The sequence below is a fragment of the Rhodovulum sp. PH10 genome, assembly GCF_000293785.1.
GTDB lineage: Bacteria > Pseudomonadota > Alphaproteobacteria > Rhizobiales > Xanthobacteraceae > Rhodoplanes.
Map to the genome: position 1 here is coordinate 1 of NZ_AKZI01000051.1, position 22744 is coordinate 22744.

The following is a 22744-nucleotide window of genomic DNA, read 5'->3' on the forward strand; positions in this document are numbered from 1 at the left end:
GGTGCGCGACACCTGCGTCTCGCCGGTCTCCGCCAACCGGTCGAGATCGCTGCTGGTTGACGACCTTTTGTGGTGAAAACGTCTGTTATCCTGGCATAGGCCCGCATTATCCGCAGCCATACCGTTCCGGACATCGTCGCACGTTCGTGCACCGGCGTGCATCCGAGTGGGTCGATGTTGTGTGTCAGGAGGGGGCATCCCTGCCGTGCTGCGCACGGCAGGGGCGGGCTCTATCCGGCTTCGCGGTGCTGCGCCGGACCGAGCCCCGGCTGCGCCGGGGTCTCGGCCCTTCGGGTGACGATCCCTTGCCCGCCTGATGCGCGCCGACGCGCGCTCGCTGGCTCAGGGGCTCCGCCCCTCGCGCGCGCAAGGCATCCCGACACGGCCCGCCGCATCCACACGCATCCCCGCGCGCGGGGGCCCTCGTGCGGACCCTCGGCGGTCCGCGTCCGGAGCCTCCTTGCGCTTGCTACCCCCGGTCTCGGCGACGGCCAGGGGTTCAGGCGCGCTTCGACGCGCTGAACCCCTGAGCCAAGGAGACCCCAATGGAACTGCTCACCCAAGACCTCAAAATCCGCCTCGTGAACAACGGCCGCTTCAATGCCACCCGTCGCGCCGCCGGAAAGCCGGAAATCGACTTCATGCCCCTCGTCAAGCTGTTCTGCCCCTGGGGCGGGGGCACCTGGCTCCTTTCCGAAATCGACCCCGAAGACGCCGACCTCGCTTTCGGCCTCTGCGACCTCGGCCTCGGCTTTCCGGAACTCGGCAGCGTCAGCCTCTCGGAACTGGAAGAGGTGCGCGGCCCCGGCGGCCTTCGCATTGAGCGGGATCTCTACTTCACGCCGGACAAGACCCTCGGCAGCTATGCCGAAGAGGCCCGCATCCATGAGCGGATCGTCAGCTGAAGGAGACCGCCATGAAAGCCTTCCGTAACATCCGCGACGAAATGCGCGAGGCCGTCATCCTCGCCACCAGTCTCAACATGCCTCCGGGCGATGCGCCGATGCGTCAGGCGCGGCCGGGAGGCGGCCATACCGGCGACGAGGAGGGGACCAATATCGCCCCGTGGATGGCCGCCAGCTTCGCCGAGCTGGTTCGCGCCTACGAGACGGACGCCCCCTTCGCCCTGATCTCCTGCTTCGTGAACGGCGAGCCGACGGCGACCATCGCCCTCACCAAGCCGGAAGGCGACAGCCTCATGGTTATGCCGCTCTTCGTCGCCGTGACCCCGTCAATGGTCGTCACGGACCATCAACACCGCGCCGACACCGGATAAGCGCGAGAAGCGGTCGGCCTGCGCTCTCATGCGGCGCGGGCCGCATCCGGCCTCTGTGCGCAGAACTGCGTGCGGCGGATCTCTTCGGACGTCGTCAGCGTGTTGCGCGAGATGCTTCATGAGGCGGGCGCGGTCGGTCTGCGCTATGATGAGGTGCAGACGAAAGGCGATAGCAGGAAGGGGAAGGTCAGGAGGAAGTTGGGATAGGCGCACTTATGGGTTTGTCGCGTGACCGGTGGGAGGCATTGATTATTCATCGGTTTTCCCGCCGACATTGGCGGAGGCACCCGTGGCGATCTTCAGCCTGAACCACAGCTTCATCGGCCGCAGCACCCACGCGGCGCGCTCGGCCAGCTTCTTCGCGCGCTACATCACCCGGCCCGAAGCCTGCACCGAAACCGTCGGCGAGCGCATGCCGACCGATCGAGCCGTCCTGATGAGCTGGCTCGACGACCAGGAAATCGGCGATCGCAAGAATGCCCGGGTGATCGACAAGCTGATTGTCGCCCTGCCTGTGGAATTGTCGCATGACGAAAATATTGCGCTGCTCCACGAATTCGGCGAGCGGATGACAGAGGGGCGTGCGTCCTGGGTCGCAGCCATCCACGACGGCCCTGGTGACGCCGACAATCCCCATGCTCACATTATTTTCAGGGACCGCGACGCCGAGACCGGGCGGCGCGTGATGATGACCACCGAGATGGGAAGCACCCGGCGTTTTCGGGAAGGCTGGGAACAGGAGGTCAACATCGCGCTCGAGCAGGCGGGGGTCGAGCAGCGGGTCGACCGCCGAAGCCTCGAGGATCAGGGCCTCGACCGGGAGCCTCAGCTCCACGTCGGCGCCGGCGCCATGGCGCTCGCGGACAAAGGCTACGAGTTCGAGAGCAACGAAAAAGAGGTCACACGGCTGTTCGATGGCAAGGCTGAGCCAATGACCATCAACTACCCGGTCATCGACGAGGACAAGACCCGCTTCGAGGAGAACCAGGAACGCATCGCACGCAACGCGGCGCGCGAACAGGAAGAGTTCGAACCCAATGTCGACTGGACCCACCGGGGCGGCATGGTCGCCCAGCAGTGGTCTGCCATCGCATGGGTGCGGGAGGCCAACGAGCGCGCAGAGCGTCTCTATCAGCAAACCATGAACGGTCAGACGACGGACGATGCCGATCCAGCCGACGCGCTCGTCGTTGAAGAGCACATGACCGACAGAGCTGTCGAGCGAGCCAATAGAGAACTGCGTCGTGAGATGACGGACTCGAAAGCAGAAGTTTGGGAAGCGCGGATGTCCGATTTTGCGCGGACGTTACGCGATGCTACCGAACAGGAACGTGAGCGCGATCGCGACGGTGGCATCGAATTCTAGCCGGGCCAAATCCGGCTTTTGAAATTCTCCCGCGCAACAAAGAACTTTGGCGAAAACGGCCCTTCGATTTGCTATGTTTGTCTTGCCGTGTTTCAGGCAAGCCATGTGCGGCCCGACATCGATGTCGGACGCGCGGGCAAGGGGCTTCGCCCCGTTGCATCCCCATAAACTTCAATCGGCTTTTCGTAACGAGTGACGATGACTCTCTCCAGCGGCACCCATCGCCGCTTTCGCATCACGATCCGCCTGTCGGCCGCAGAGCGCGCGATCATCGACGCCGCTGCCGAAAAGAGCCGCCTTACGCTCTCATCCCATGTCCGGCGCATCCTTTTGGCCGCCAAGCCACATCCGTCCGCGCGCCGACCATGCCTGGATGTTTCTCTGCTGGCGCGCATTCTTGCGAGCCTCGGCAAGATCGGCTCCGCCCTTGAGCAAATTGCGGCGGTCGGTCTGGGCGACACCGATCGTTCTTTCATCTTCTCCGTCCAGCGTGAACTGCTTCGCACCCTTGCGGACCTGAGAGCCTGCCGCTCCCTGCTGCTGGAAGCCCTCGGGCGGAGAGGGGCTCGCCGATGATTATCAAGGGACAAGCCCGGGGCAATGGCGCGCAACTGGCCGTTCATCTGTCTCGGATCGACCAAAACGAGGTCGTCCGTGTGTTCGAAGCCCGTGGAACGGTCGCCCGCGATATCGCAGGAGCCCTGCGGGAGATGGAGGCCCACGCCGCCACGGTCATATCGCGTCGGTCGCTCTACCACGCCTCGATCAGCCCCGAGCCAACCCGGCCACTGACCGATGCCCAGATCAGCATCGCGGTCGACCACCTCGAACGGAAGCTGGGTCTTCGAGGACAGCCTCGGCTCGTTGTGGTCCACCGCAAATCCGGACGCGAGCATGTCCATGTCGTCTGGTCGCGGGTCGACGCTGAGCGTGGCCGCGTGATCTCCGATTCCTGGAACTACCGTCGTCATGAGGAAGCATCCCGGGAGCTGGAAGCGATGTTCGGGCATCCCCGCGTGCGTGAAACCCGGCGGCATCCATATCCCCGGTCCGGTCCTCGGGCCGTGAAGGACTACGAGCTGCGGCAGTCCGAACGCTCGGGGCTCTCACCTCATCGCGTCTCGGCGGATCTCAGGGCGATATGGCGGCGATCCAGGTCCGCGGCCGAGTTCCGCAGCAATTTGGCGGCGGCCGGTTACAGTCTGGCGCGCGGAGATCGTCGCGTCTTCGTCGTCATCGACCAGGCGGGCGAGGCCCATTCCCTCGCGCGGCGGCTCGGTGAGCCAACCGACGCTGTGCGGGCGAAGATGCAGGACATGCGTCTCGCTGAACTTCCTTCGGTCGCCGAGGTTCGAGAAGGCATCCGGGGCCGTACACGGCAATCGCGCATTACCGCCGGCTTCGTCGTCGCTAAAAAAGAAATCTTGCCTCGGGTGGTTCCGGGGCGATCGGCTTCCGTCGAGACCGAACGCCGTGGCGCCGCCGCTTCGGCCGCAAACGACGTGCGATCCACGCGCCTTACGGGCCGATACAGATCTATCCGCGCGATCGTGATCGCCGAGTTCGCAGCGCGGATCGCAGAGGCAATTCGGTTCACCCCGCGGGAGCAACTCGGCGCGGCTCTCAATGCCCTGATGCACGAGCGATACGCCGCACTGGCCGCGCTAACACGCGAGCAACCACTCGTCATGGGGCGGGGACGGCCTCGGCGTGCGGGCCGCGGGAGGTCACGGCATCTGCGTTTTGCGATCCGATGGTGGTCGCCGCGGACAGGGCCACGAAGCGGACGGAGCGTTCGGCCATGAGGCCTCGCGATGCGAGCCTAATCTCGACGTGGACGTAATGCGGGAACGAAGCTCTCTGGTCTTCGATGGTTCCGTGAGCACCAGACGTGGAAGACGTTGTAAAAGGCAGGATCCGCCCTGCGAATGTCGGCCTGCGTCAGACCAAGCGGAACGTACTTCGCGTAGACGCGTCCGAAAAATTGGTTCGGCTTTTCGGTTTTGTCCTTGCGTTCTGCGTAGCTCTCGACGGGGTGTGGGAACGTGAACCCCTTCGAGCGCGCGTTCTGCACGTAAGCGATGCGCGCGTCGATGTTGTTCTTCAGCCTCCGGAGTGTCTCCATGATCGCGCGTTTCGGACGTCGGTGGTCGAAGGTCAACGTGTCGAGCAGATCGGTCAGCGCGTCTGTATCGCTTGCGAGGCTCCGAGAGCTTTCCTGGCGTCTCCCGAGCTTGAGCGCGATCAGCGCCACTGTCTCGACATAGAGATCAATTGGTCGTGATTCCGCCGCGCACCTCAGTTCTGCCTTGACCTCTTCCCGAAGAGGAAGAGCGGTCTTCGCGCGTTTCGGAGGCGTCATAAAAAACCAGACGACCTCGTGCAGCGCGTGCCGGACCACTTCCAGATCCTGACGTGTAACTGGTGGGAGGGCCGCCAGCCGGTTCCGGCTCATCAACAGCTCATTGTACAGGATCAGCGCCTGCTCGGTCTGCTTCGCATCGGCAGACGGCTGTGTGGCGCTTGCCGGCATTCCCTGTTGCTTTCTGGAGGCCATAGAACGACCCGTTGCGATCCCCCGAGGGGCTGTAAGCGACCCGCGCCGCAACGCCTGTCAGTTTTACAAATGGCGGCAGAGAATTCGAGCCGGATTGAGCGACGCCAGCCCCGGACGCGGCAAAAATTGTTTTGAACCAAGCACGCCGTTGAAAACAGAGCCGTCTTTCCGGTGTGATGTGGCCGAAGAACGCGGGCGTGCGCTCGGTGAACGACAAGAGAGAAAACCATGGCTCGCAGGGGCGATCAAAGAGGCAAAAAGAGAGCAGTCGCCGGGCGGCGGACTCGCACCACGCCTCGGCGCATGCTCGCCGGAAGCGGCGCGCTTTCGCCGAGCTTCCTCGATGAGACAATCGCCGTGTGGCAGCCGCTCTCCGAACGTCCCCTCAATCGTGAGGACGCCCGCGAAATCATTCACAATGTGACAGGCTTCTTCTCGATTTTGCTGGAGTGGGATGCCGCGGAGAGGCGTGCTGCCAAAGTCGCCGAGGCCAGTCAGCCGTCAGCCGATCCGTCTCACGTAACGGCAAAGATCAAACCGCAGGCGGCACGATCACGTCGAGCGGGCGCGTCTCCGGAGCCCTGAATTCTCTTCCCATAGTGAACCGCGCTCCCTAAGATTCCAGTTCATTGCCCAGACTGCGGGAGCACGAACATGGCCAGCTTCAAAGGTATCTCAGCAGACACATTATCGATGCCACGAAAGGCCGTGTCGTACGCGCGGGTCTCATCGAAGGAGCAGGAGAAGGAGGGCTTCTCCATCCCGGCCCAGCAGAAGCTGCTGCACGCCTACGCCGATCAAAATCAATTGTTCATCGAGAAGGAATTCGTCGACGTCGAGACCGCCAAGCAATCGGGACGCGTCAATTTTTCCGAGATGGTGCGTTACCTGAAGTCGCATCCGCAGGTGCAATACCTCCTCGTTGAGAAGACTGATCGGCTTTATCGCAATCTCAAGGACTGGGTCATCCTCGATGAACTCGACCTCGAGATCCAGCTGGTCAAGGAGGGCGTGACGCTGTCGCGTGACTCCCGCTCGTCAGAAAAGTTCGTGCACGGCATCAAGGTTCTGATGGCCAAGAACTACGTCGACAACCTCTCCGAGGAAGCACGCAAGGGCATGCAGGAGAAGGCCGAGCAGGGCATATGGCCGACAGTTGCGCCGCTCGGCTATCTCAACGTTGTCGGCCCCGACGGCAAGAAGATCATCGTCCCCGATCCCAAGTCCGGACCGATCGTGGCGCACATGTTCGGCTGGTACGCTTCAGGGACACTGTCGCTCAAGCAGCTTGCGGAGAGGGCGCGGTCGGCCGGACTCGTCCATCGCAAGACGGGCGCCCCGATCCCGGTCAGCAAGGTCCACTCGATCTTACGCAACCGCATCTACACCGGGGACTTCGAATGGAAGGGTCAGTACTGCCGGGGCAAGCACCAGCCGCTCATCACCCATGAGTTGTTCGATCGCGTGCAGGGCGTCATGGACGGGCGCAACGCCCGCAAGATTCGCGGCGGACCTCGCGACTTCGCGTTCTCGGGCCTCATCACCTGTGGGCACTGTGGATGCGCGATGATTGGCGAGATCAAGAAGGGTAAGTACATCTACTACCATTGCACCGGCTTCAAGCAGAAGTGTCCCGAGCCGTACGTCCGTGAGGAGGTGCTGGAGCAGCGTTTCTCGGCAGCCCTGGGACGGCTGGCGTTCCGCGACGATCATCTTCAGTGGTTGACCAGGGGCCTTCGCGAGAGTCTCCAGGACGAGGCCAGGGAGCATGAAGCGGCCATCGCCCGCCTGAAGGACGCGTATGACCGGCTGCAAGTGCGAATCCATGCCGCTTACGTCGACAAGCTCGACGGCAAGATCGAGAAGGGCATGTTCGAGGCGCTCTCGGCGCAGTGGCGGGCCGAGCAGAGCCGCTGCATCGAAGAAATCTCGCTGCATCAGGCGGCCGACCAGTCCTATCTGGAGCTGGGGGCGCGGCTGCTCGACGTGGCGTCGAACTCGCAGCGGCTGTTCGAACGGCAGGAGCCATCCGAAAAGCGCCGGGTGCTGAATTTTGTACTCTCGAACTCGAAGTGGAAGAACGGGCAGCTGTCGGTCGCCTTCAGGCAACCGTTTGACCTGATTGCAAAAACTGCTGCGCTTGCGGCTCGCCGTGGGGCGTCCGGAGACGACTTGTCCACAGACTGTAAGGAGTGGCTCCCCGGGCCGGATTCGAACCAGCGACCAACCGGTTAACAGCCGGTTGCTCTACCGCTGAGCTACCGGGGAACACTGCGTCGGGCTCAGGATGGGGCGCGTATAACAAAAGCGTGGCCGGATTGCCAAGGGTTATTCGCCCCTCTCGCGCGAGATGTGGACGGCGAGCGTTCGGCGGTCCGCCAAACGGGCGGCCGGCAGCACCGCCAGGGGCGGACGGAACGGGAACCGCCGGCCGCGCAAGGCGAGGCCGGCCTGCGTCGCGAGGCCTTCCGGGCCGGGGGAGGGGCGGGAGAGAGGCCGGTGGGCGAGCGCAGCGGCCGGGGTGGAGCGGCACGGCCGCAGGAGCGAGAGCAAACGGCGAGCGGCAGGCACGGGCGAGGGGCGGCGAGCAGCAGATATCGGAGGCGCGCGGCCGGACGTGAATCGTCGTGGGCGAAACTCGCAACGCTCGGCCGGTGGGGGCGGACGACAGTCGCCGGACGCGGCCGTCGGCTGTGCCGACCGCGTGGAACGTGGCCGCCGGCGAGGTCGGGGAGGGGGAAACGCCTGGGGTTTCGGTGGCGCCCGAACGCTGCGCGCGGTCCGCACCCGCAATCCGGACGGCAGAATCACGGGCAGCACGGATGCCGGACGACGGAAGCAGCCCGGAAAGAGACGGAAAAAGGGGAATCCGAAGAGTGAGTGGAGGCCACGCCCGGAATTGAACCGGGGTATACGGTTTTGCAGACCGCTGCGTAACCACTCCGCCACGTGGCCTCTCGCCGGGCGGCGAGCCGTCCGGAGGATGCCTGTTTAGCGTCGCCGGAGCCGGATGCCAACCGCATTTGCATGCACGGGCCCGAAAACGAGGTACGCGCCTCAGAGACCGTTTGGAACTCGGACGGTGGTCGGCCTTCGCCCCGCAACCCACTCGAGTCGGGGCCTGCCCGAGTTGCGTACGCTCACGTGCCCAATTCGGGCGAACCCGTGTGTCTTCGTGCCGAACACGGGCAAGCCCGAGATCGGGGCCGTTCGGGCCGTCCCGACAAGCCGAGCCCGATGAAGCCGAGAGCGAAGAGGGGGAGCCCCGAGGGGGCCGTCCGAATCACGTACCGACGCTCGCCGGCCGGCGCTCGCCTGCGTCACTGCCCCGTCGCGCGATCCCCTCCCTGTCCGTCCGCCGTCCCGCCTGTCGCCTGCGTCGCTGCGTTGCACTGCAGCGTCGGCACCACCTTGACCCCGACCCGGCGTCGGGCTCACACTCCGCACAAATACCGATCCGGACAAACCGGCGGACCGGAGCCGAGCCGACCAGGCGCGAGCTCCGGATCTCGGACCGAGGGAGGAGACATGCCGGCCGTTTCGATGACGGTGAACGGGACACCCGTCACCGCCGATATCGACCCGCGCACGCTGCTGGTCCAGTTTTTGCGCGAACACCTGCGTCTCACCGGCACCCATGTCGGCTGCGACACCTCGCAGTGCGGCGCCTGCGTCGTCCATGTGAACGGCGAGGCGGTGAAATCCTGCGCCATGCTGGCCGTCCAGGCGGACGGCGCCGAGGTGCTCACCATCGAGGGCGTCGCGCAGGGCGACACGCTGCATCCGATGCAGGAGGCGTTCCGCGACAATCACGGCCTCCAGTGCGGCTTCTGCACGCCCGGCATGATCATGACCGCGCTCGACATGGTGCGCCGGCTCGGCCCGGTGCTCGACGATCACACGATCCGTGAGGAGCTGGAGGGCAATCTCTGCCGCTGCACCGGCTACCACAACATCGTGAAGTCGATCGCCGCCGGCGCCAGGGCGATGGCCGCGGACGACACGCCGCGCCGGGCCGCCGCCGAGTAGCGCGGGCGGCCCGAGAGCGGCGCACGAGAAGAGAGTGCGGAGGCCGCCGCAGAGCAGCCCCGCGGGAGGTTTTTTTCCGCCAGGAGGTGCTCGATGAGCGCGACCGGAATCGGCGCGTCGGTGCGGCGCAAGGAGGATTTTCGCTTCGTCACCGGCCGCGGGCAGTACACCGCCGACATCGCCCGGCCGGGCCAGGCGCATCTGTATTTCGTCCGCTCCACCCACGCGCACGCAAAGATCCTCCGCATCCATGCGGGCCACGCCTCGCGCATGCCGGGGGTGATCGCGGTCTTGACCGGCGAGGATTTCGCCGCCGGCAAGCTCGGCTCGCTGGTGTGTGGCTGGCTGATCCATTCCAAGGACGGCACGCCGATGAAGATGGCGCCGCATCCGGCGCTGCCGGTCGACCGGGTGCGGCATGTCGGCGAGCCGGTGGTGGCGGTGATCGCCGAGCGGGCCGATCAGGCGCGCGACGCCGCGGAAGCGATCTCGATCGATTACGAGGAGCTTCCCTCGGTGGTCGATCCGGCAAAGGCGCAAGCCCCCGACGCACCGCAGATCCACGAGGTGGCGCCGAACAACACGATCTATCAGTGGCAGCTCGGCGACCCCGCCGCGACCGAGGCCGCCTTCGCCCGCGCCGCCAGCGTGACGGCGATCGATCTCGTCAACAACCGCCTGATCCCGAACGCGATGGAGACGCGTGCCGCGGTCGCCGAGTACGAGCCGGGCACCGAGCAGTTCACGCTGTGGAACACCTCGCAGAACCCGCACGTCGCCCGCCTCGTGCTGTCGGCCTTCGTCGGCATCGCGCCGGAGCACAGGCTGCGGGTGATCGCGCCCGACGTCGGCGGCGGGTTCGGCTCGAAGATCTTCATCTATCCCGAGGAGCTGGTCGCGCTGTGGGCCGCCAAGACGGTACGCCGCCCGGTAAAATGGACGTCGGAGCGCTCGGAAGCCTTCGTCGCCGATGCGCACGGACGTGATCACGTCACCCGCGCCGAGCTGGCGTTCGACGCGGAGGGAAAAATCCTCGGGCTGAAGGTGAAGACGATTGCCAATCTCGGCGCCTTCATGTCGACCTTCTCGTCCTCGGTGCCGACCTATCTCTACGCGACGCTTCTGTCCGGCCAGTACGACATTCCGGCGATCTTCTGCGAGGTCGACGCCGTGTATACCAACACGGTGCCGGTCGACGCCTATCGCGGCGCCGGGCGGCCGGAGGCGACGTTCGTCGTCGAGCGCTTGATGGAGGTTTCCGCGCGACGCTTGGGAGTCGATCCGGCCGAGCTGCGGCGAAAAAACTTCGTGAAAAACTTTCCGCACCAGACGCCGGTGATCATGAACTACGACGCCGGCGATTACGCCGCCTCGCTCGACAAGGCCTTGGCGCTCGCCGATTACGCCGGCTTTCCGCAACGCAAGCGTGAGGCGGCGGGGCGCGGCAAACTGCGCGGCATCGGGCTGTCGGCCTATATCGAGGCGTGCGGCATCGCACCGAGCCAGGCGGTCGGCTCGCTCGGGGCGGGCGTGGGTCTTTGGGAATCCGCAGAAGTGCGGGTCAATCCGACCGGCACGGTGGAGGTCTTGACCGGCAGCCACAGCCACGGCCAGGGCCACGAGACGACCTTCGCCCAGCTCGTCTCGCACCGGCTCGGCATTCCGATCGACAACATCGCGGTGGTGCACGGCGACACCGACAAGGTGCAGTTCGGCATGGGCACCTACGGCTCGCGCTCCGGCGCGGTCGGCATGTCGGCGATCTCGAAAGCGCTCGACAAGGTGGAGACCAAGGCGAAGAAGGTGGCGGCGCATCTCATGGAGGCGTCGGAGGCCGACATCGTGTTCGAGGACGGCAAGTTCACCGTCGCCGGCACCGACAAGGCGGTGACGTTCGGCGAGGTGGCGCTGAACGCGTATATCGCCCACAAGTTCTCCGGCGCCGAGCTGGAGCCGGGGCTGAAGGAGGGCGCCTTCTACGATCCGGTGAACTTCACCTTTCCGGCCGGCTGTCACGTCTGCGAGGTGGAGATCGATCCCGAGACCGGCCGCACCGACGTGGTGAACTTCACCGCGGTCGACGACTTCGGCAACGTGATCAACCCGATGATCGTCGAGGGGCAGGTTCATGGCGGGATCGTCCAGGGGATCGGCCAGGCGCTCATGGAGGCCTGCGTCTACGACGAGAGTGGCCAGCTCGTCACCGGCTCGTACAACGACTACCGCATGCCGCGCGCCGGCGATTTCCCGCCTCTCGTGGTCGACACCACCGTGACGCCGTGCCCGAGCAACCCGCTCGGAATCAAAGGCTGCGGCGAGGCGGGCGCGATCGCGGCGCCGGCCGCGGTGATGAACGCCGTCACCGACGCGCTCGGCACCGAGGACATCGCCATGCCGGCGACCCCGCTGGCGGTGTGGACCGTGCTGCAGCGGCAGGCGCACCGCGAGGCGGCGGAGTGAGCAGGCTCGCCTGCACCCGATCAGGACGTCGAGACTGGCACATTCGTGATGCTCGAGCGCCGGTGATGTCGCCGAGCGTTGCCAAAAAATCTCCCTCTCCCCGCGTGCGGGGAGGGGTGATACCAGCGGCGAGAGACTATGACCTCGTCCTGAGGGGCCGCGAAGCGGCCGTCTCGAAGGATGAGGCCCGCGCAGTGCCCTCGTCCTTCGAGACGCGGGCGTTCCGCCCGCCCTCAGGACGAGGTCGAACTCTGTCGCCGTGGGTATGAGATCGCGGAGGAGGCAGGAGGCCGGAAAAATGTACGACTTCACCTATCACAAGGCGGCGAGCCTCGACGACGCGGCGAAGCTGTTGGCGTCCGCCGTCGATGCGAAACCGATCGCCGGCGGCCAGAGCCTGTTGCCGATGATGAAGTTCCGGCTCGCCTCGCCGTCCGATCTGGTCGATCTCGGCACCATCGCCGGCCTCGACCGCATCGAGGCGGAGGGCGGCACGCTGACGCTCGGCGCGATGTGCCGGCACGGCGCGGTGTGCACCTCCGAGGTGGTGCAAAAGACGCTGCCGGCGCTCGCCCATCTCGCCGGGCTGATCGGCGACCCGGCGGTGCGCCATCGCGGCACGCTCGGCGGCTCGCTCGCCAACAACGACCCGACCGCCGACTATCCGGCGGCCGCGGTCTCGCTCGGCGCCACCATCGTCACCAGCAAACGCGAGATTGCTGCCGAAGACTTCTTCACCGGCCTGTTCGAGACGGCGCTCGAGCCGGACGAGATCGTGGTCGCCGCGCGCTTCCCGGTGCCCGAAAAGGCGGCCTACGAAAAATTCCGCAACCCGGCGTCGCGCTACGCGATGGTCGGCGTGTTCGTGGCGAAATTTCCCGACGTCGTGCGCGTGGCGGTGACCGGGGCCGGAGCGTCGGGCGTCTTTCGCGTGCCGTCCTTCGAGGAGGCGCTGTCGAAAGATTTTTCGGCCGACGCGCTGAAGGGGCTTTCGATATCCACCGACGGCCTCGCCGGCGACATCCACGCCAGCGCCGAGTATCGTGCGCATCTGGTCGGCGTGATGGCGCGCCGGGCGGTGGCGGCGGCGAACGGGTGAGTGATCTCGTTTCGGGATGATCGGTTCGGCTGTCGATCTCGGCACGGCTCTTCACCTCTCCCCGCTTGCGGGGAGAGGTCGGACCGCGAAGCGGTTCGGCCAAGGGGGAGTTCGAGCAAAATTCCGGCGCGACTGCGCCTTGGCCCGGCGGGCTGCGCTCGCCGACCCTCTCCCCACGGGAGAGAGTGAGAACAAAGGTACTGGGCCGGACCCGTATGATCCCGCTTCCCGCCTCGATCGACGACACGCTCGGCCTGCTCGAGAAGGCAAGCTATCTCGCCGACCGCTCGCTCGCGACCGTGCTGTTTCTGTCGCTGCGGATGGGTCGGCCGATTTTCCTCGAGGGCGAGGCCGGCGTCGGCAAGACCGAGATCGCAAAAGTCCTTTCGGCGACGCTCGGGCGCAGGCTGATCAGGCTGCAATGCTACGAGGGGCTCGACGTCGCGAGCGCGGTCTACGAGTGGAATTACGCCGCGCAGATGATCGCGATCCGGCTCGCCGAGGCCGAGGGCGGCGTCGATCGCACGCGGCTCGCGCACGACGTCTTCTCCGAGCGCTTTCTGATCACCCGGCCGCTCCTGCAGGCGCTCGCGCCCGACACGGCCGGCCCGCCGGTTCTGCTGATCGACGAGCTCGACCGCGCCGACGAGGCGTTCGAGGCGTTTTTGCTCGAAGTGTTGGCCGACTTTCAGGTGACCATCCCGGAGATGGGCACGGTGAAGGCGGTGGCGCCGCCGGTCGTCGTGATCACGTCGAACCGTACCCGCGAAATCCACGACGCGCTCAAGCGCCGCTGCCTCTATCACTGGGTCGATTATCCCGACGTCGCGCGCGAGATTTCGATCGTGCGCACCAAGGTGCCGGGCATCGCGGAGGTGTTGTCGGCCGAGATCGTGCGGTTCGTGCAGATGCTGCGCAAGGAGGATTTGTTCAAGGCGCCGGGCGTCGCGGAAACGCTCGATTGGGCGACCGCGCTGACAGAACTCGACGCCGTCGCGCTCGATCCCGCCACCGTCTCCGACACGCTCGGCGTGCTCCTCAAGTATCAGGACGACATCGCCCGTTTGCAGGGCTCGCGCGCCGGCGCGCTGATCGAGCAGGTGCGGGCCGATCTGAAGGCGGCGGAGTAGGGGACGTGCCGATGCCGTCGGACGATGGCGCGTCGCCGTCGCGTCCCGATCAGACCGGCCGTCTCGCCGAAAACATCGTGCACTTCGCCCGCGCGCTCCGGCGTGCCGGGCTGCCGGTCGGGCCGGGCGCGGTGCTCGACGCGGTCGAGGCGCTGCGGGTGGCGGGAATGAGTTCACGCGAGGATTTTTATTGGACGCTGCACGCGGTGCTGGTGACGCGGCACGAGCATTCGCTCGTCTTTCGGCAGGCGTTCGAGATCTTCTTCCGCCGCCGCGGTTATCTCGAGCAGTTCCTGAGCTTGATGATGCCGCAGGCGCCGGGTGCGCCCGGTGCGCAAAAACCGGCATCCGCCCGCGTGCACGACGCGCTGTTCGGCGACCTGAAGGAGCGGCTGAAGCGCGAGGCGCGCGAGATCGAGGTTTTGGCAAAGCTCACCGCGACCGACGCCGAGCTTCTTCAGAAGAAGGATTTCGCCCAGATGAGCGCGGACGAAATTCTGGCCGCCAAGGCCGCGATCCGCCGCATGGTGCTGGTGCTCGACGAGACGAAGACGCGCCGGCTGGTGCCGGCCGCGCGTGGCCGCACCATCGACATGCGCGGCACGCTGCGCGCGAGCCTGCGCACCGGCGGCGCGTTGATCGACCTGAAGGCGCTGGCGCCGGCGACCCGCACGCCGCCGCTGGTGGCGCTTCTCGACATCTCCGGCTCGATGGGCGAGTACACGCGCCTCTTTCTGCACTTCCTCCATGCCGTCGCCGCGACGCGCACGCGGGTGAGCTCGTTCCTGTTCGGAACACGGCTCTCCAACGTCACGCGCGCGTTGCGCACCAAGGACCCGGACGAGGCGCTCGCCGCCTGCTCGGCCGCGGTGCCGGATTTTTCCGGCGGCACCCGCATCGCCCCCTCGCTCGCCGCCTTCAACAAGGTGTGGGCGCGCCGCGTGCTGGGGCAGGGGGCGGTGGTGCTGCTGATCACCGACGGGCTCGAGCGCGAGGCCGACGACCGCCTCGCCTTCGAGATCGATCGGCTGCACCGCTCGTGCCGCCGGCTGGTCTGGCTCAACCCGCTGTTGCGCTTCTCGGAGTTTCAGCCGAAAGCGCACGGCATCCGTACCATGCTGCCGCATGTTGACGAATTCCGTCCGATCCACGATCTCAGCAGCATGGCGGACCTGGTGACGGCGCTGTCGGCGCCGCTGCCGGCAGGTCGCACGCGGCGACCTGGCCGGGCCGCCTGAGACGGGAGAGACGGCATGCTCGCGCGCGACGAGGACATTCTCGAGGCTGCCCAGAGCTGGCGCAGCGCCGGCAAGGGGGTGGCGCTGGCCACCGTGGTCGAGACCTGGGGCTCGGCGCCGCGGCCGGTCGGCTCCAATCTGGTGATCGACGACGCCGGAAATTTTTTGGGCTCGGTCTCGGGAGGCTGTGTGGAGGGCGCGGTGGTCGCCGAGGCGCTCGACGTGATCGAGAGCGGCGCCCCGAAAATGCTGGAGTTCGGCGTCGCCGACGAGGCGGCCTGGAAGGTGGGGCTTTCGTGCGGCGGCACCATTCGCGTCTTTGTCGAGAAGGTGGAGTAGCCGGCGGTCTTCGTGTCGCCGGGAGTGCCTGTCCTCCGCTTTCGCGGGGATGAGCGGAGCGAAAGGCCGTTCCTCGACCGACGTCCGCCGGTCGGCCGCGCCAGAGTGCACCATGGCCGATTGCAAACCCTCCGGAATGACTGCTTTGATTTTCCCCCGGTGGCCGTGACCGGCGGACCGTGCCATGCAGGACGGGCGCGAGGCGGCGGGAGAAGCATCCGTGAAGCTCGAAATTCTGAAGGCTTTGAATGCGGAGCGCGTGGCGCGTCGCGCCGCGGTGGTGGTGACCGACGTCGCGACCGGCGCCCAGCGCTTCGTCGCGGCCAAAAACGTCGCCGCCGATCCGCTGGCCGAGCTGCTCATGCAGCATCTGCGCACCGGCAAGAGCGCCATGGCGGAGACGGCGGAGGGCAAGGTCTTCCTCACCGTCCACGTGCCGCCGCCGCGCCTCGTGGCGGTCGGTGCGGTGCACATCAGCCAGGCACTCGCGCCGATCGCGCAGCTGCTCGGCTACGACGTGACGATCGTCGATCCACGCACCGCCTTCGCCACCCCCGAGCGTTTTCCGGACGTGCCGGTGATCGCCGAGTGGCCGGACGTCGCGTTGCCCCCCTTGAACGTCGATCGCTACACCGCCTTCGTCGCGCTGACCCACGATCCAAAAATCGACGATCCGGCGCTTTTGCACGCGCTCGCCCGCGATTGTTTTTACGTCGGCGCGCTCGGCTCGCGGAAGACGCACGCCAGGCGGGTGGAGCGGCTGGCCGCGCAGGGGCTCGACGAGGCGACGATCGCCCGCATCCACGCGCCGATCGGGCTCGCCATCGGGGCGGTGTCGCCGCCCGAGATCGCCGTCTCGATCATGGCCGAGATCACCGCCCGGCTGCGACAGGCGGGCGAAAGGCAAGCGAGCGAAAAGCAGGCCGGCGGTGCGTCCCCGAAAGGCGCGGCGCCCGCCGTCGCGCGGGCCGTGCCGTGAAGTTCGGGCCGGTGCCGCTCGCCGAGGCCGAAGGCGGGCTTCTGGTGCACGCCGTCAGGCACGACGGCATCGTCCTGAAGAAGGGCACGCCGATCGGCGCGCGCGAGATCGCCGCACTGCTACTCGCCGGCATCACCACGGTGACGGTTGCCCGCCCCGAGCCGGGCGACGTCGCCGAGGATTCCGCGGCCGCGGCACTCGCTGCGGCGGTCGCGGGCGACGGCATCCGCATCGATCCCGCCTTCACCGGCCGCGCCAATCTTTTCGCCGAGACCGCCGGCGTGCTGGTGGTCGACCGCCAAGGCGTCGATCGGCTCAACGCGGTCGATCCCGACCTCACCTTCGCGACCCTGCCGGCGTTCGCCCCGGTGAGCGTGGGCGCCATGCTGGCGACCGCAAAGATCATTCCGTTCGCGGTGAAGGGCACCTCGCTCGACGCCGCCGTGGCGATCGCCAAGACCCACGCGCCGCTGGTGCGGGTCGCGCCTTACACGGTGAAAACCGCGGCGGTGATCTCGACGATCCTGCCCGGGTTTTCCGAGAAGGTGATCGACAAGACGCTTCGCGTCACCGCCGAGCGGCTCGCGCCGGCCGGCGCAACAATCGTCGCCGAGCGGCGGGTGCCGCACGAGGCGGGCGCGGTGGCGGCGGCGATCTCGGCCGTGCTCGCCGAGGGTGTCGACCTCGTGGTGGTGTTCGGCGCCTCGGCGATCGCCGACCGGCGCGACGTGATCCCTTCGGCGGTCGAGGCGATCGGCGGACGAATCGAGCATTTCGGCATGCCGGTCGATCCCGGTAATCTCCTGCTGGTCGCCGACGTGCAGGGCCGGCCGGTGCTCGGCGCGCCGGGCTGCGCTCGCAGCCCCAAGGAGAACGGCTTCGACTGGGTGCTGTCGCGCCTCCTGTGCGGGCTGCCGGTGACCGGCCGCGACATCGCCGGCATGGGGGTGGGAGGCTTGCTGATGGAGATCGTCACCCGCCCGCAGCCGCGCAGCGAACCCGTCGAGGCGAAAGCCGGCCGGAAAATCGCCGCGGTGGTGCTCGCCGCCGGCCGCTCGACCCGCATGGGCGGGCCGAACAAGCTGTTGGCCGAGATCGGCGGGCGGCCGATGGTGCGGATCGCGGTGGAGACCGCGCTGCGCTCTAAGGCCGCGCCGGTGGTGGTCGTCACCGGCCACCAGGAGCGCGAGGTGCGCGCGGCGCTCGCCGGCCTGCCGGTCGCGTTCGCCCACAATCCCGATTTCGCCGAGGGCTTGTCGACCTCGGTGAAGGCCGGCATCGCCGCGGTGCCGGCAGATGTCGACGGCGCGATCGTCTCCCTCGGCGACATGCCGCAGATCGATCCCGGCCTGATCGACCGCTTGCTCGCGGCCTTCGATCCGGAGAAGGGGGCGCTGATCGTCATCCCGACGGTTGCCGGCAAGCGCGGCAACCCGGTGGTGTGGGCGCGCCGCTTCTTCGCCGATCTCGCCGGCCTCACCGGCGACGTCGGCGCCCGCAATCTGGTCGCCGCCTATCAGGAGGCGGTGGCGGAGGTGCCGGTCGACGGCGCCGCCGTCTTCACCGATGTCGACACGCCCGACGCGCTCGAAGCGGTGCGGGCGGGGGCGGGCGGCCCGGCGGAGAGCCGCTGACCGGTCCATGCCGGTGTTTTGCTCCGGCACGCGCTTTCACGCCTTTTCACACTCCGGTGAACGCGGTGGCGGCGCATCCGACCCGACGGAAGCGGCATCAATGGGTTGCGCTCGCCGTGCCCGGCCGTCGGTCGCGGCACGACGGGCGAGTGGTATCGCGCGCAAGCGATGATTGTGTCTAAATAACGATGCAACTGTCGGACACGAAAAGAGATCACGCCCGGGAGACGCGCGATGCCGGAGACACTGCACATCTTCATCAGCTACGCCGAGGAGGACAGCGAGCTCGCGTCCTCGTTCCGGGACGCGCTGGGGGAAGCCTTCGGGCCGGGTCTGCTGCGGGTGAGTTTCGCGCCGGAGTTCGCCCTCGGCACGCCGTGGCGCAAGGCGATCGAGGACGAGCTGAACGACGCCGACATCCTGCTGGCGCTCTCGACCGGCCAGCAGAAGGACAGCCACTCCTACACCGGCTTCGAGGTCGGGTTCTTCCGCAAGTCGGTCCTGGCACGCCCACGGATGGAGCAGTTCGAGAGCGATCGGCTGATCGTCTCGGTGTCGCTGCTGGGCCCGGCGCCGCTCACCCTCGCCGACGTGCAGGGCGTCGTGATCCTGCCCTCGGCGGCGCGCGGGGTGACGCTCGCCAGCAGCGACGGGTTCGTCGCCGCCATGGAGGAGGGGACCGACCCGCTGAAGAGCCTGTTCGAGCAACTTCGTGATCTTCTGGTCCAGAAGCCGAAATCGGGCGACCGGCTCCAGCAGAGCGACATCCGTATCCTCGAGCGGCGCACCGGCGAGGCCACCAGGAGGCTCTACGAGAAGATCTTCGCGATTCTCACCAACCGCACCTCCTACACGACCTACCCGGAACGCAAGATCGTGGTGCGGGTGCCGCGCGCAGACACCGAGGCGGGCGCAGACCGCTGGTCCGAGGCGAAGATCGAGCTCGCCGGCGATTTCGTCAATGCGTTCGGGATCACGCTGCAGCCGGGAACGCCGCATCCCTGGCCGCAGTTCGTCGCCAGCATGCCGAACGACGAGACCCGGCTGATCTGGACCGAGAACGTCAAGGCCTTGGTGTCGGAGGCGGTCGGCGGCATCGCCGAGAACCGTCAGACCGTCACGTCGCGCGAGCAGGACTGCGCCTTCCGCATGTTCGTCTCGCGCCGGGCCCGCTATCTCGACGACACCGACGAGGTCCACATCTACGTGATCGAGATGAAGCAGCACGACTTCGTCGATCCGACGACCACCATGCTGCTGAACGCCCTCTCGATCGGTCTCCACTATCGCCACATGTTCCTCGAGCCGACCAGCCCCTACTCGCCCCAGAACCTCGTTTTCGCCCGGCCGGAGGATTTGAAGGACAGCCTGCAGACGATGCGCAAGCAGCTCGATCTGCTGCTGTGGCGCAGCAAGGCCGCCGGCTTGCGCGATTCCGCGAACATCGCGCTGATCTTCGGAGACAAGCTGGATTTCGACACGTTCGTGCAGCGGAACCGGACATGGCAGGAGGTGAGCGAGAAGCTGACCGTCGCGGTGAACGACGTGATGGCCGCCGACGGCAGGAGGTTCGCGCAGCGCCACCGCGGGTTCATCGACGTGCTGGAGGAATTTTGCGAGAGCACGCGGGAGATGAACCGCGACTTCACGGTGCAGGTGTTCGCCGCGCTCCAAAAGATCGTCGGGTCCGATCTCGGGCGGGTCGCCTCGCCCGCCATTCATCCGCCCCAGGCGGGCGACGAGATGCGGGTTTTTGCCGCCGGCGGCAACGGGAGCGGTCCGCCGCTCGCACCGGGAGCGGTCGTGATGCCGCGGCAGGTGCCGTCGTCCGAGCGGCGGTGACCGCAGCGCACCGGCCTCGCAGGCCGTCCCGTCGCCGCCGCCGGTGCACCTCGCCGCAGGCTCTCGCTCAGCTGATGTCGACGTGCTTGGTCTCGGGCAGGAAGATCAGGGCGACGACGAAGCTCGTGGCGGCGATCGCGACCGGGTACCACAGGCCCGAATAGATGTCGCCGGTCGCCGCCACGATCGCGAAGGCGGTGGCCGGCAGAAAGCCGCCGAACCAGCCATTGCCGATGTGATAGGGCAGCGACATGCTCGAATAGCGGATGCGGGTCGGAAACAGCTCGACCAGCCACGCGGCGATCGGCCCGTACACCAGCGTCACATAGACGACCAGCATCACCAGCAGGAACGTCGTCATCGGAAAGTTCATCTCGGCCGGGTCGGCGCGGTCGGGATAGCCGTGCGCGCGGATCGCGGCGCCGAGCGCCGCCTCGAACGCCGCCGCCTTCTCGGCGAACTCGTCCTCCTTCAGCGCAGTGCCGTCGAAGGCGGGGATCGTGGTGTCGCCGACCTTCACCACCGCGATCGCACCGGCCGGTGCCGCGACGTTGCGATAGCTCACCGCGCGGCCGACCAGCGCCGATTTGGCGATGTCGCACGACGTGCGGAATTGCGACAGCCCGACCGGGTTGAACTGGAAGGAGCACTCGGCCGGGTCGGCCACCACCGACACCGGGGAGGCGGCGAGCGCCCGCTCGAGCGCCGGATTGGCGGCGTGGGTGAGCGCCTGGAAGATCGGGAAATAGGTGGTCACCGCGAGCGCGAAGCCGGCCAGCATGATCGGCTTGCGGCCGATCTTGTCGGACAGCCAGCCGAACAGGATGAAGCCCGGCGTGCCGATCAGCAGCGCGACGGCGATCAGGATGTTGGCGGTGGCGTGCTCGACCTTGAGCATCTGGGTGAGGAAGTAGAGCGCGTAGAACTGCCCGCCGTACCAGATCACGGCCTCGCCGGCGGTGGCGCCGAGCAGCGCCAGCAGCACCACCTTGCCGTTCCGCCAGTTGGTGAACGAATCCTTGATCGGGGCCTTGGAGCCCTTGCCCTGGTCCTTCATCGCGCGAAAGACGGGTGACTCCTCGAGCTGCAGCCGGATCCACACCGACACCGCGAGCAGCACGATCGACAGGAGGAACGGCAGCCGCCAGCCCCACGCGGCGAAATTCTCCTCGCCCATCGCCGTGCGCAGCCCGAGAATCACCAGGAGCGCCATGAACAGGCCGCCGGTCGCGGTGGTCTGGATCCACGAGGTGTAATAGCCGCGCCGGCCGGGCGGGGCGTGCTCGGCGACATAGATCGCCGCCCCGCCGTACTCGCCGCCGAGCGCCAGGCCCTGCACCAGCCGCAGCGCCACCAGCATCACCGGCGCGGCGATGCCGATCGTCGCATAGGAGGGCAGGAGGCCGATCAGGAAGGTGCCGAAGCCCATCAGCGCCATGGTGACCAGGAAGGTGTATTTGCGACCCACCATGTCGCCGATCCGGCCGAACACCAGCGCGCCGAACGGACGCACCGCAAAGCCCGCCGCGAAGGCGAGCAGGGTGAAGATGAACGCAGCGGTCGGATTGACGTTGGAGAAGAACTTGTCGGCGAGGATCACGCCGAGCGCGCCGTAGATGTAGAAGTCGTACCACTCGAACACGGTGCCGAGCGAGGCGGCGAACACGACCCTCCGCTCGTCGCGGGTCATGCCGCCCGTCCGGCGTCGTCCGACGGCGGTGATCGTCATGGCGTTCCCTCGTGATCCTCGGGCGCTTCTCGCGAGAGCCTCGGCCCGTTCGGCGGGGCCGGGCGGGGGATCGCCGCCAGTGTGATCGAAGCGGGGCGCGCTGTCATGTCGTCGGAGGTCGTAGATCGAACGGCGATGTCTCGTGTGTCCCCGGCACGGCCGCGGGTCGGCCGTGGGCCGGCAATGGGCCGGCAGTGGACGGACAAGGGTCCGGCACGGGCGTGCCACCGGCCGCCGAGGGGCTGTCGGCGGGGGGCGACGCGCCCCATATGTGGGCCGGGCCGGCGCCGTCCGGCCGCTCACCCGGTCGTCCGGCCTCCCGCCCGGGATCGTGCCGGGAGGGCGTCACGATCGCCTGCCGCAATGCCGTTCCGGCCGCCGCGCGGCCGTCACAGAGGATTCGAACGTACCCCATGGCCGCACTGACGCTCTACCACGCCGCGCCGTCGCGCTCCTCGATCGTTCGCTGGATGCTCGAGGAGATCGGCGAGCCCTACGACCTGAAGCTTCTCGACCTCAAGGCCGGCACCCACCGCGAGCCCGCCTATCTCGCGATCAACCCGATGGGCAAGGTGCCGACCCTGGTGCACGAGGGCGTGGCGATCACCGAGACGGCGGCGATCTGCACCTATCTCGCCGATGCCTTCCCGCAGGCGAAGCTGTCGATCCCGATCGGTGATCCGCGCCGCGGGCCGTATCTCAAATGGCTCTTTTTCGCCCCGACCTGCATCGAGCCGGCGATCCTCGACCGCGCGTTTCCGCGCACCCAGGAGCCGCCGCGCGGCACCCTCGGCTATGGCGACTACGACACCGTGATCGAGGTTTTGGAGCAGGGCGTCGGCACCGCGAGCCCGTATCTGTTCGGCGAGCAGTTCACCGCCGCCGACATCGTGATCGGCTCGCAGTTGCGCTGGGGCATGATGTTCGGGCTGATCCCGCAGCGCCCGGCCTTCCTGCCCTATGTCGAGCGGCTCAACGCCCGCGAGGCGCTGCAGCGGGCGACCGAGCAGGACGCGGCGCTCGCCGCCGCCGCGGCGGGCCAGCCGGCGGCCGCCTCCTGACCCGA

Annotated in this window: 18 protein-coding genes, 2 tRNA genes and 1 pseudogene; 17 read left to right on the forward strand and 4 right to left on the reverse strand. The window is 67.2% G+C overall.

Annotation, left to right across the window (positions count from 1 at the left end; genetic code table 11):
* Nucleotides 1-545: 545 nt before the first annotated feature.
* The 5 genes from A33M_RS09960 to A33M_RS22880 all read left to right on the forward strand — a co-directional run bounded on the left by A33M_RS09960 (nt 546) and on the right by A33M_RS22880 (nt 4447).
* Nucleotides 546-905 carry a DUF2958 domain-containing protein gene (locus A33M_RS09960; protein ID WP_008386469.1) on the forward strand — a complete coding sequence of 120 codons (360 nt, stop codon included), beginning with the start codon at nt 546-548 and terminating at the stop codon, nt 903-905.
* Between the two features lie 11 nt (nt 906-916).
* On the forward strand, nt 917-1276 hold the full coding sequence (locus A33M_RS09965; RefSeq protein ID WP_008386470.1) for a hypothetical protein: 360 nt from the start codon (nt 917-919) through the stop codon (nt 1274-1276).
* A 289-nt stretch (nt 1277-1565) separates the two neighbouring features.
* Nucleotides 1566-2642 carry a MobA/MobL family protein gene (locus A33M_RS09970; protein ID WP_008386471.1) on the forward strand — a complete coding sequence of 359 codons (1077 nt, stop codon included), beginning with the start codon at nt 1566-1568 and terminating at the stop codon, nt 2640-2642.
* A 198-nt stretch (nt 2643-2840) separates the two neighbouring features.
* Nucleotides 2841-3218 carry a plasmid mobilization protein gene (locus A33M_RS09975; RefSeq protein ID WP_040620035.1) on the forward strand — a complete coding sequence of 126 codons (378 nt, stop codon included), beginning with the start codon at nt 2841-2843 and terminating at the stop codon, nt 3216-3218.
* The gene (locus A33M_RS22880; RefSeq protein WP_083850401.1) at nt 3215-4447 is read left to right on the forward strand and encodes a relaxase/mobilization nuclease domain-containing protein; all 1233 of its coding nucleotides are present in this window, start codon (nt 3215-3217) and stop codon (nt 4445-4447) included. Before A33M_RS09975 ends, A33M_RS22880 begins: the two co-directional genes overlap by 4 nt.
* Before the next feature lie 17 nt (nt 4448-4464).
* Here A33M_RS22880 and A33M_RS09980 read toward each other — a convergent pair whose 3' ends face one another.
* Nucleotides 4465-5199, reverse strand: a complete 735-nt coding sequence (locus tag A33M_RS09980; RefSeq protein WP_157223409.1) for a hypothetical protein — start codon at nt 5197-5199, stop codon at nt 4465-4467.
* Between the two features lie 303 nt (nt 5200-5502).
* Here A33M_RS09980 and A33M_RS23840 point away from each other — a divergent pair, with 303 nt between their 5' ends.
* A complete protein-coding gene (locus tag A33M_RS23840) occupies nt 5503-5784 on the forward strand; it encodes a hypothetical protein (protein ID WP_157223410.1) in 282 nt (93 codons plus the stop codon).
* A gap of 108 nt (nt 5785-5892) precedes the next feature.
* Nucleotides 5893-7434, forward strand: a complete 1542-nt coding sequence (locus A33M_RS25365; RefSeq protein ID WP_083850402.1) for a recombinase family protein — start codon at nt 5893-5895, stop codon at nt 7432-7434.
* Here the strand turns inward: A33M_RS25365 and A33M_RS09995 are convergent.
* Together A33M_RS09995 and A33M_RS10000 are read right to left on the reverse strand one after the other, a co-directional pair.
* A tRNA-Asn gene (locus A33M_RS09995) sits at nt 7393-7467 on the reverse strand. The genes A33M_RS25365 and A33M_RS09995 overlap by 42 nt on opposite strands.
* 613 nt (nt 7468-8080) lie before the next feature.
* Nucleotides 8081-8154, reverse strand: a tRNA-Cys gene (locus tag A33M_RS10000).
* 573 nt (nt 8155-8727) lie between these two features.
* On the opposite strand from A33M_RS10000, the gene A33M_RS10005 reads away from it, so the two are divergent.
* The 9 genes and pseudogenes from A33M_RS10005 to A33M_RS10045 all read left to right on the forward strand — a co-directional run bounded on the left by A33M_RS10005 (nt 8728) and on the right by A33M_RS10045 (nt 19949).
* Nucleotides 8728-9228, forward strand: a complete 501-nt coding sequence (locus A33M_RS10005) for a (2Fe-2S)-binding protein (protein ID WP_008386474.1) — start codon at nt 8728-8730, stop codon at nt 9226-9228.
* A 93-nt stretch (nt 9229-9321) separates the two neighbouring features.
* Nucleotides 9322-11688 carry a xanthine dehydrogenase family protein molybdopterin-binding subunit gene (locus A33M_RS10010; protein ID WP_008386475.1) on the forward strand — a complete coding sequence of 789 codons (2367 nt, stop codon included), beginning with the start codon at nt 9322-9324 and terminating at the stop codon, nt 11686-11688.
* 298 nt (nt 11689-11986) lie between these two features.
* The gene (locus A33M_RS10015) at nt 11987-12787 is read left to right on the forward strand and encodes an FAD binding domain-containing protein (protein WP_040620043.1); all 801 of its coding nucleotides are present in this window, start codon (nt 11987-11989) and stop codon (nt 12785-12787) included.
* Nucleotides 12788-13002: 215 nt separating this feature from the next.
* Nucleotides 13003-13917 (forward strand): AAA family ATPase, encoded by a 915-nt coding sequence (locus tag A33M_RS10020; RefSeq protein ID WP_008386484.1) that lies wholly within the window; start codon nt 13003-13005, stop codon nt 13915-13917.
* Between the two features lie 11 nt (nt 13918-13928).
* Entirely contained in the window at nt 13929-15155 is a 1227-nt protein-coding gene (locus A33M_RS10025) for a vWA domain-containing protein (RefSeq protein WP_040620044.1), read from the forward strand.
* Between the two features lie 15 nt (nt 15156-15170).
* Nucleotides 15171-15488: pseudogene (locus A33M_RS10030) on the forward strand (XdhC family protein); the annotation flags it as partial.
* 226 nt (nt 15489-15714) lie between these two features.
* Nucleotides 15715-16473 carry an XdhC family protein gene (locus tag A33M_RS10035; RefSeq protein WP_008386487.1) on the forward strand — a complete coding sequence of 253 codons (759 nt, stop codon included), beginning with the start codon at nt 15715-15717 and terminating at the stop codon, nt 16471-16473.
* Nucleotides 16470-18107, forward strand: a complete 1638-nt coding sequence (locus tag A33M_RS10040; protein ID WP_008386489.1) for an NTP transferase domain-containing protein — start codon at nt 16470-16472, stop codon at nt 18105-18107. Before A33M_RS10035 ends, A33M_RS10040 begins: the two co-directional genes overlap by 4 nt.
* A gap of 234 nt (nt 18108-18341) precedes the next feature.
* Nucleotides 18342-19949: a toll/interleukin-1 receptor domain-containing protein gene (locus A33M_RS10045; RefSeq protein WP_008386499.1), complete on the forward strand. Its 1608-nt coding sequence runs from the start codon at nt 18342-18344 to the stop codon at nt 19947-19949.
* 67 nt (nt 19950-20016) lie between these two features.
* Here A33M_RS10045 and A33M_RS10050 read toward each other — a convergent pair whose 3' ends face one another.
* Nucleotides 20017-21678, reverse strand: a complete 1662-nt coding sequence (locus tag A33M_RS10050) for an MFS transporter (RefSeq protein WP_008386500.1) — start codon at nt 21676-21678, stop codon at nt 20017-20019.
* A 413-nt stretch (nt 21679-22091) separates the two neighbouring features.
* Between A33M_RS10050 and A33M_RS10055 the strand changes: the two genes are divergently transcribed.
* Nucleotides 22092-22739 carry a glutathione S-transferase family protein gene (locus A33M_RS10055; protein WP_008386501.1) on the forward strand — a complete coding sequence of 216 codons (648 nt, stop codon included), beginning with the start codon at nt 22092-22094 and terminating at the stop codon, nt 22737-22739.
* The last annotated feature ends 5 nt before the right edge of the window (nt 22740-22744 follow it).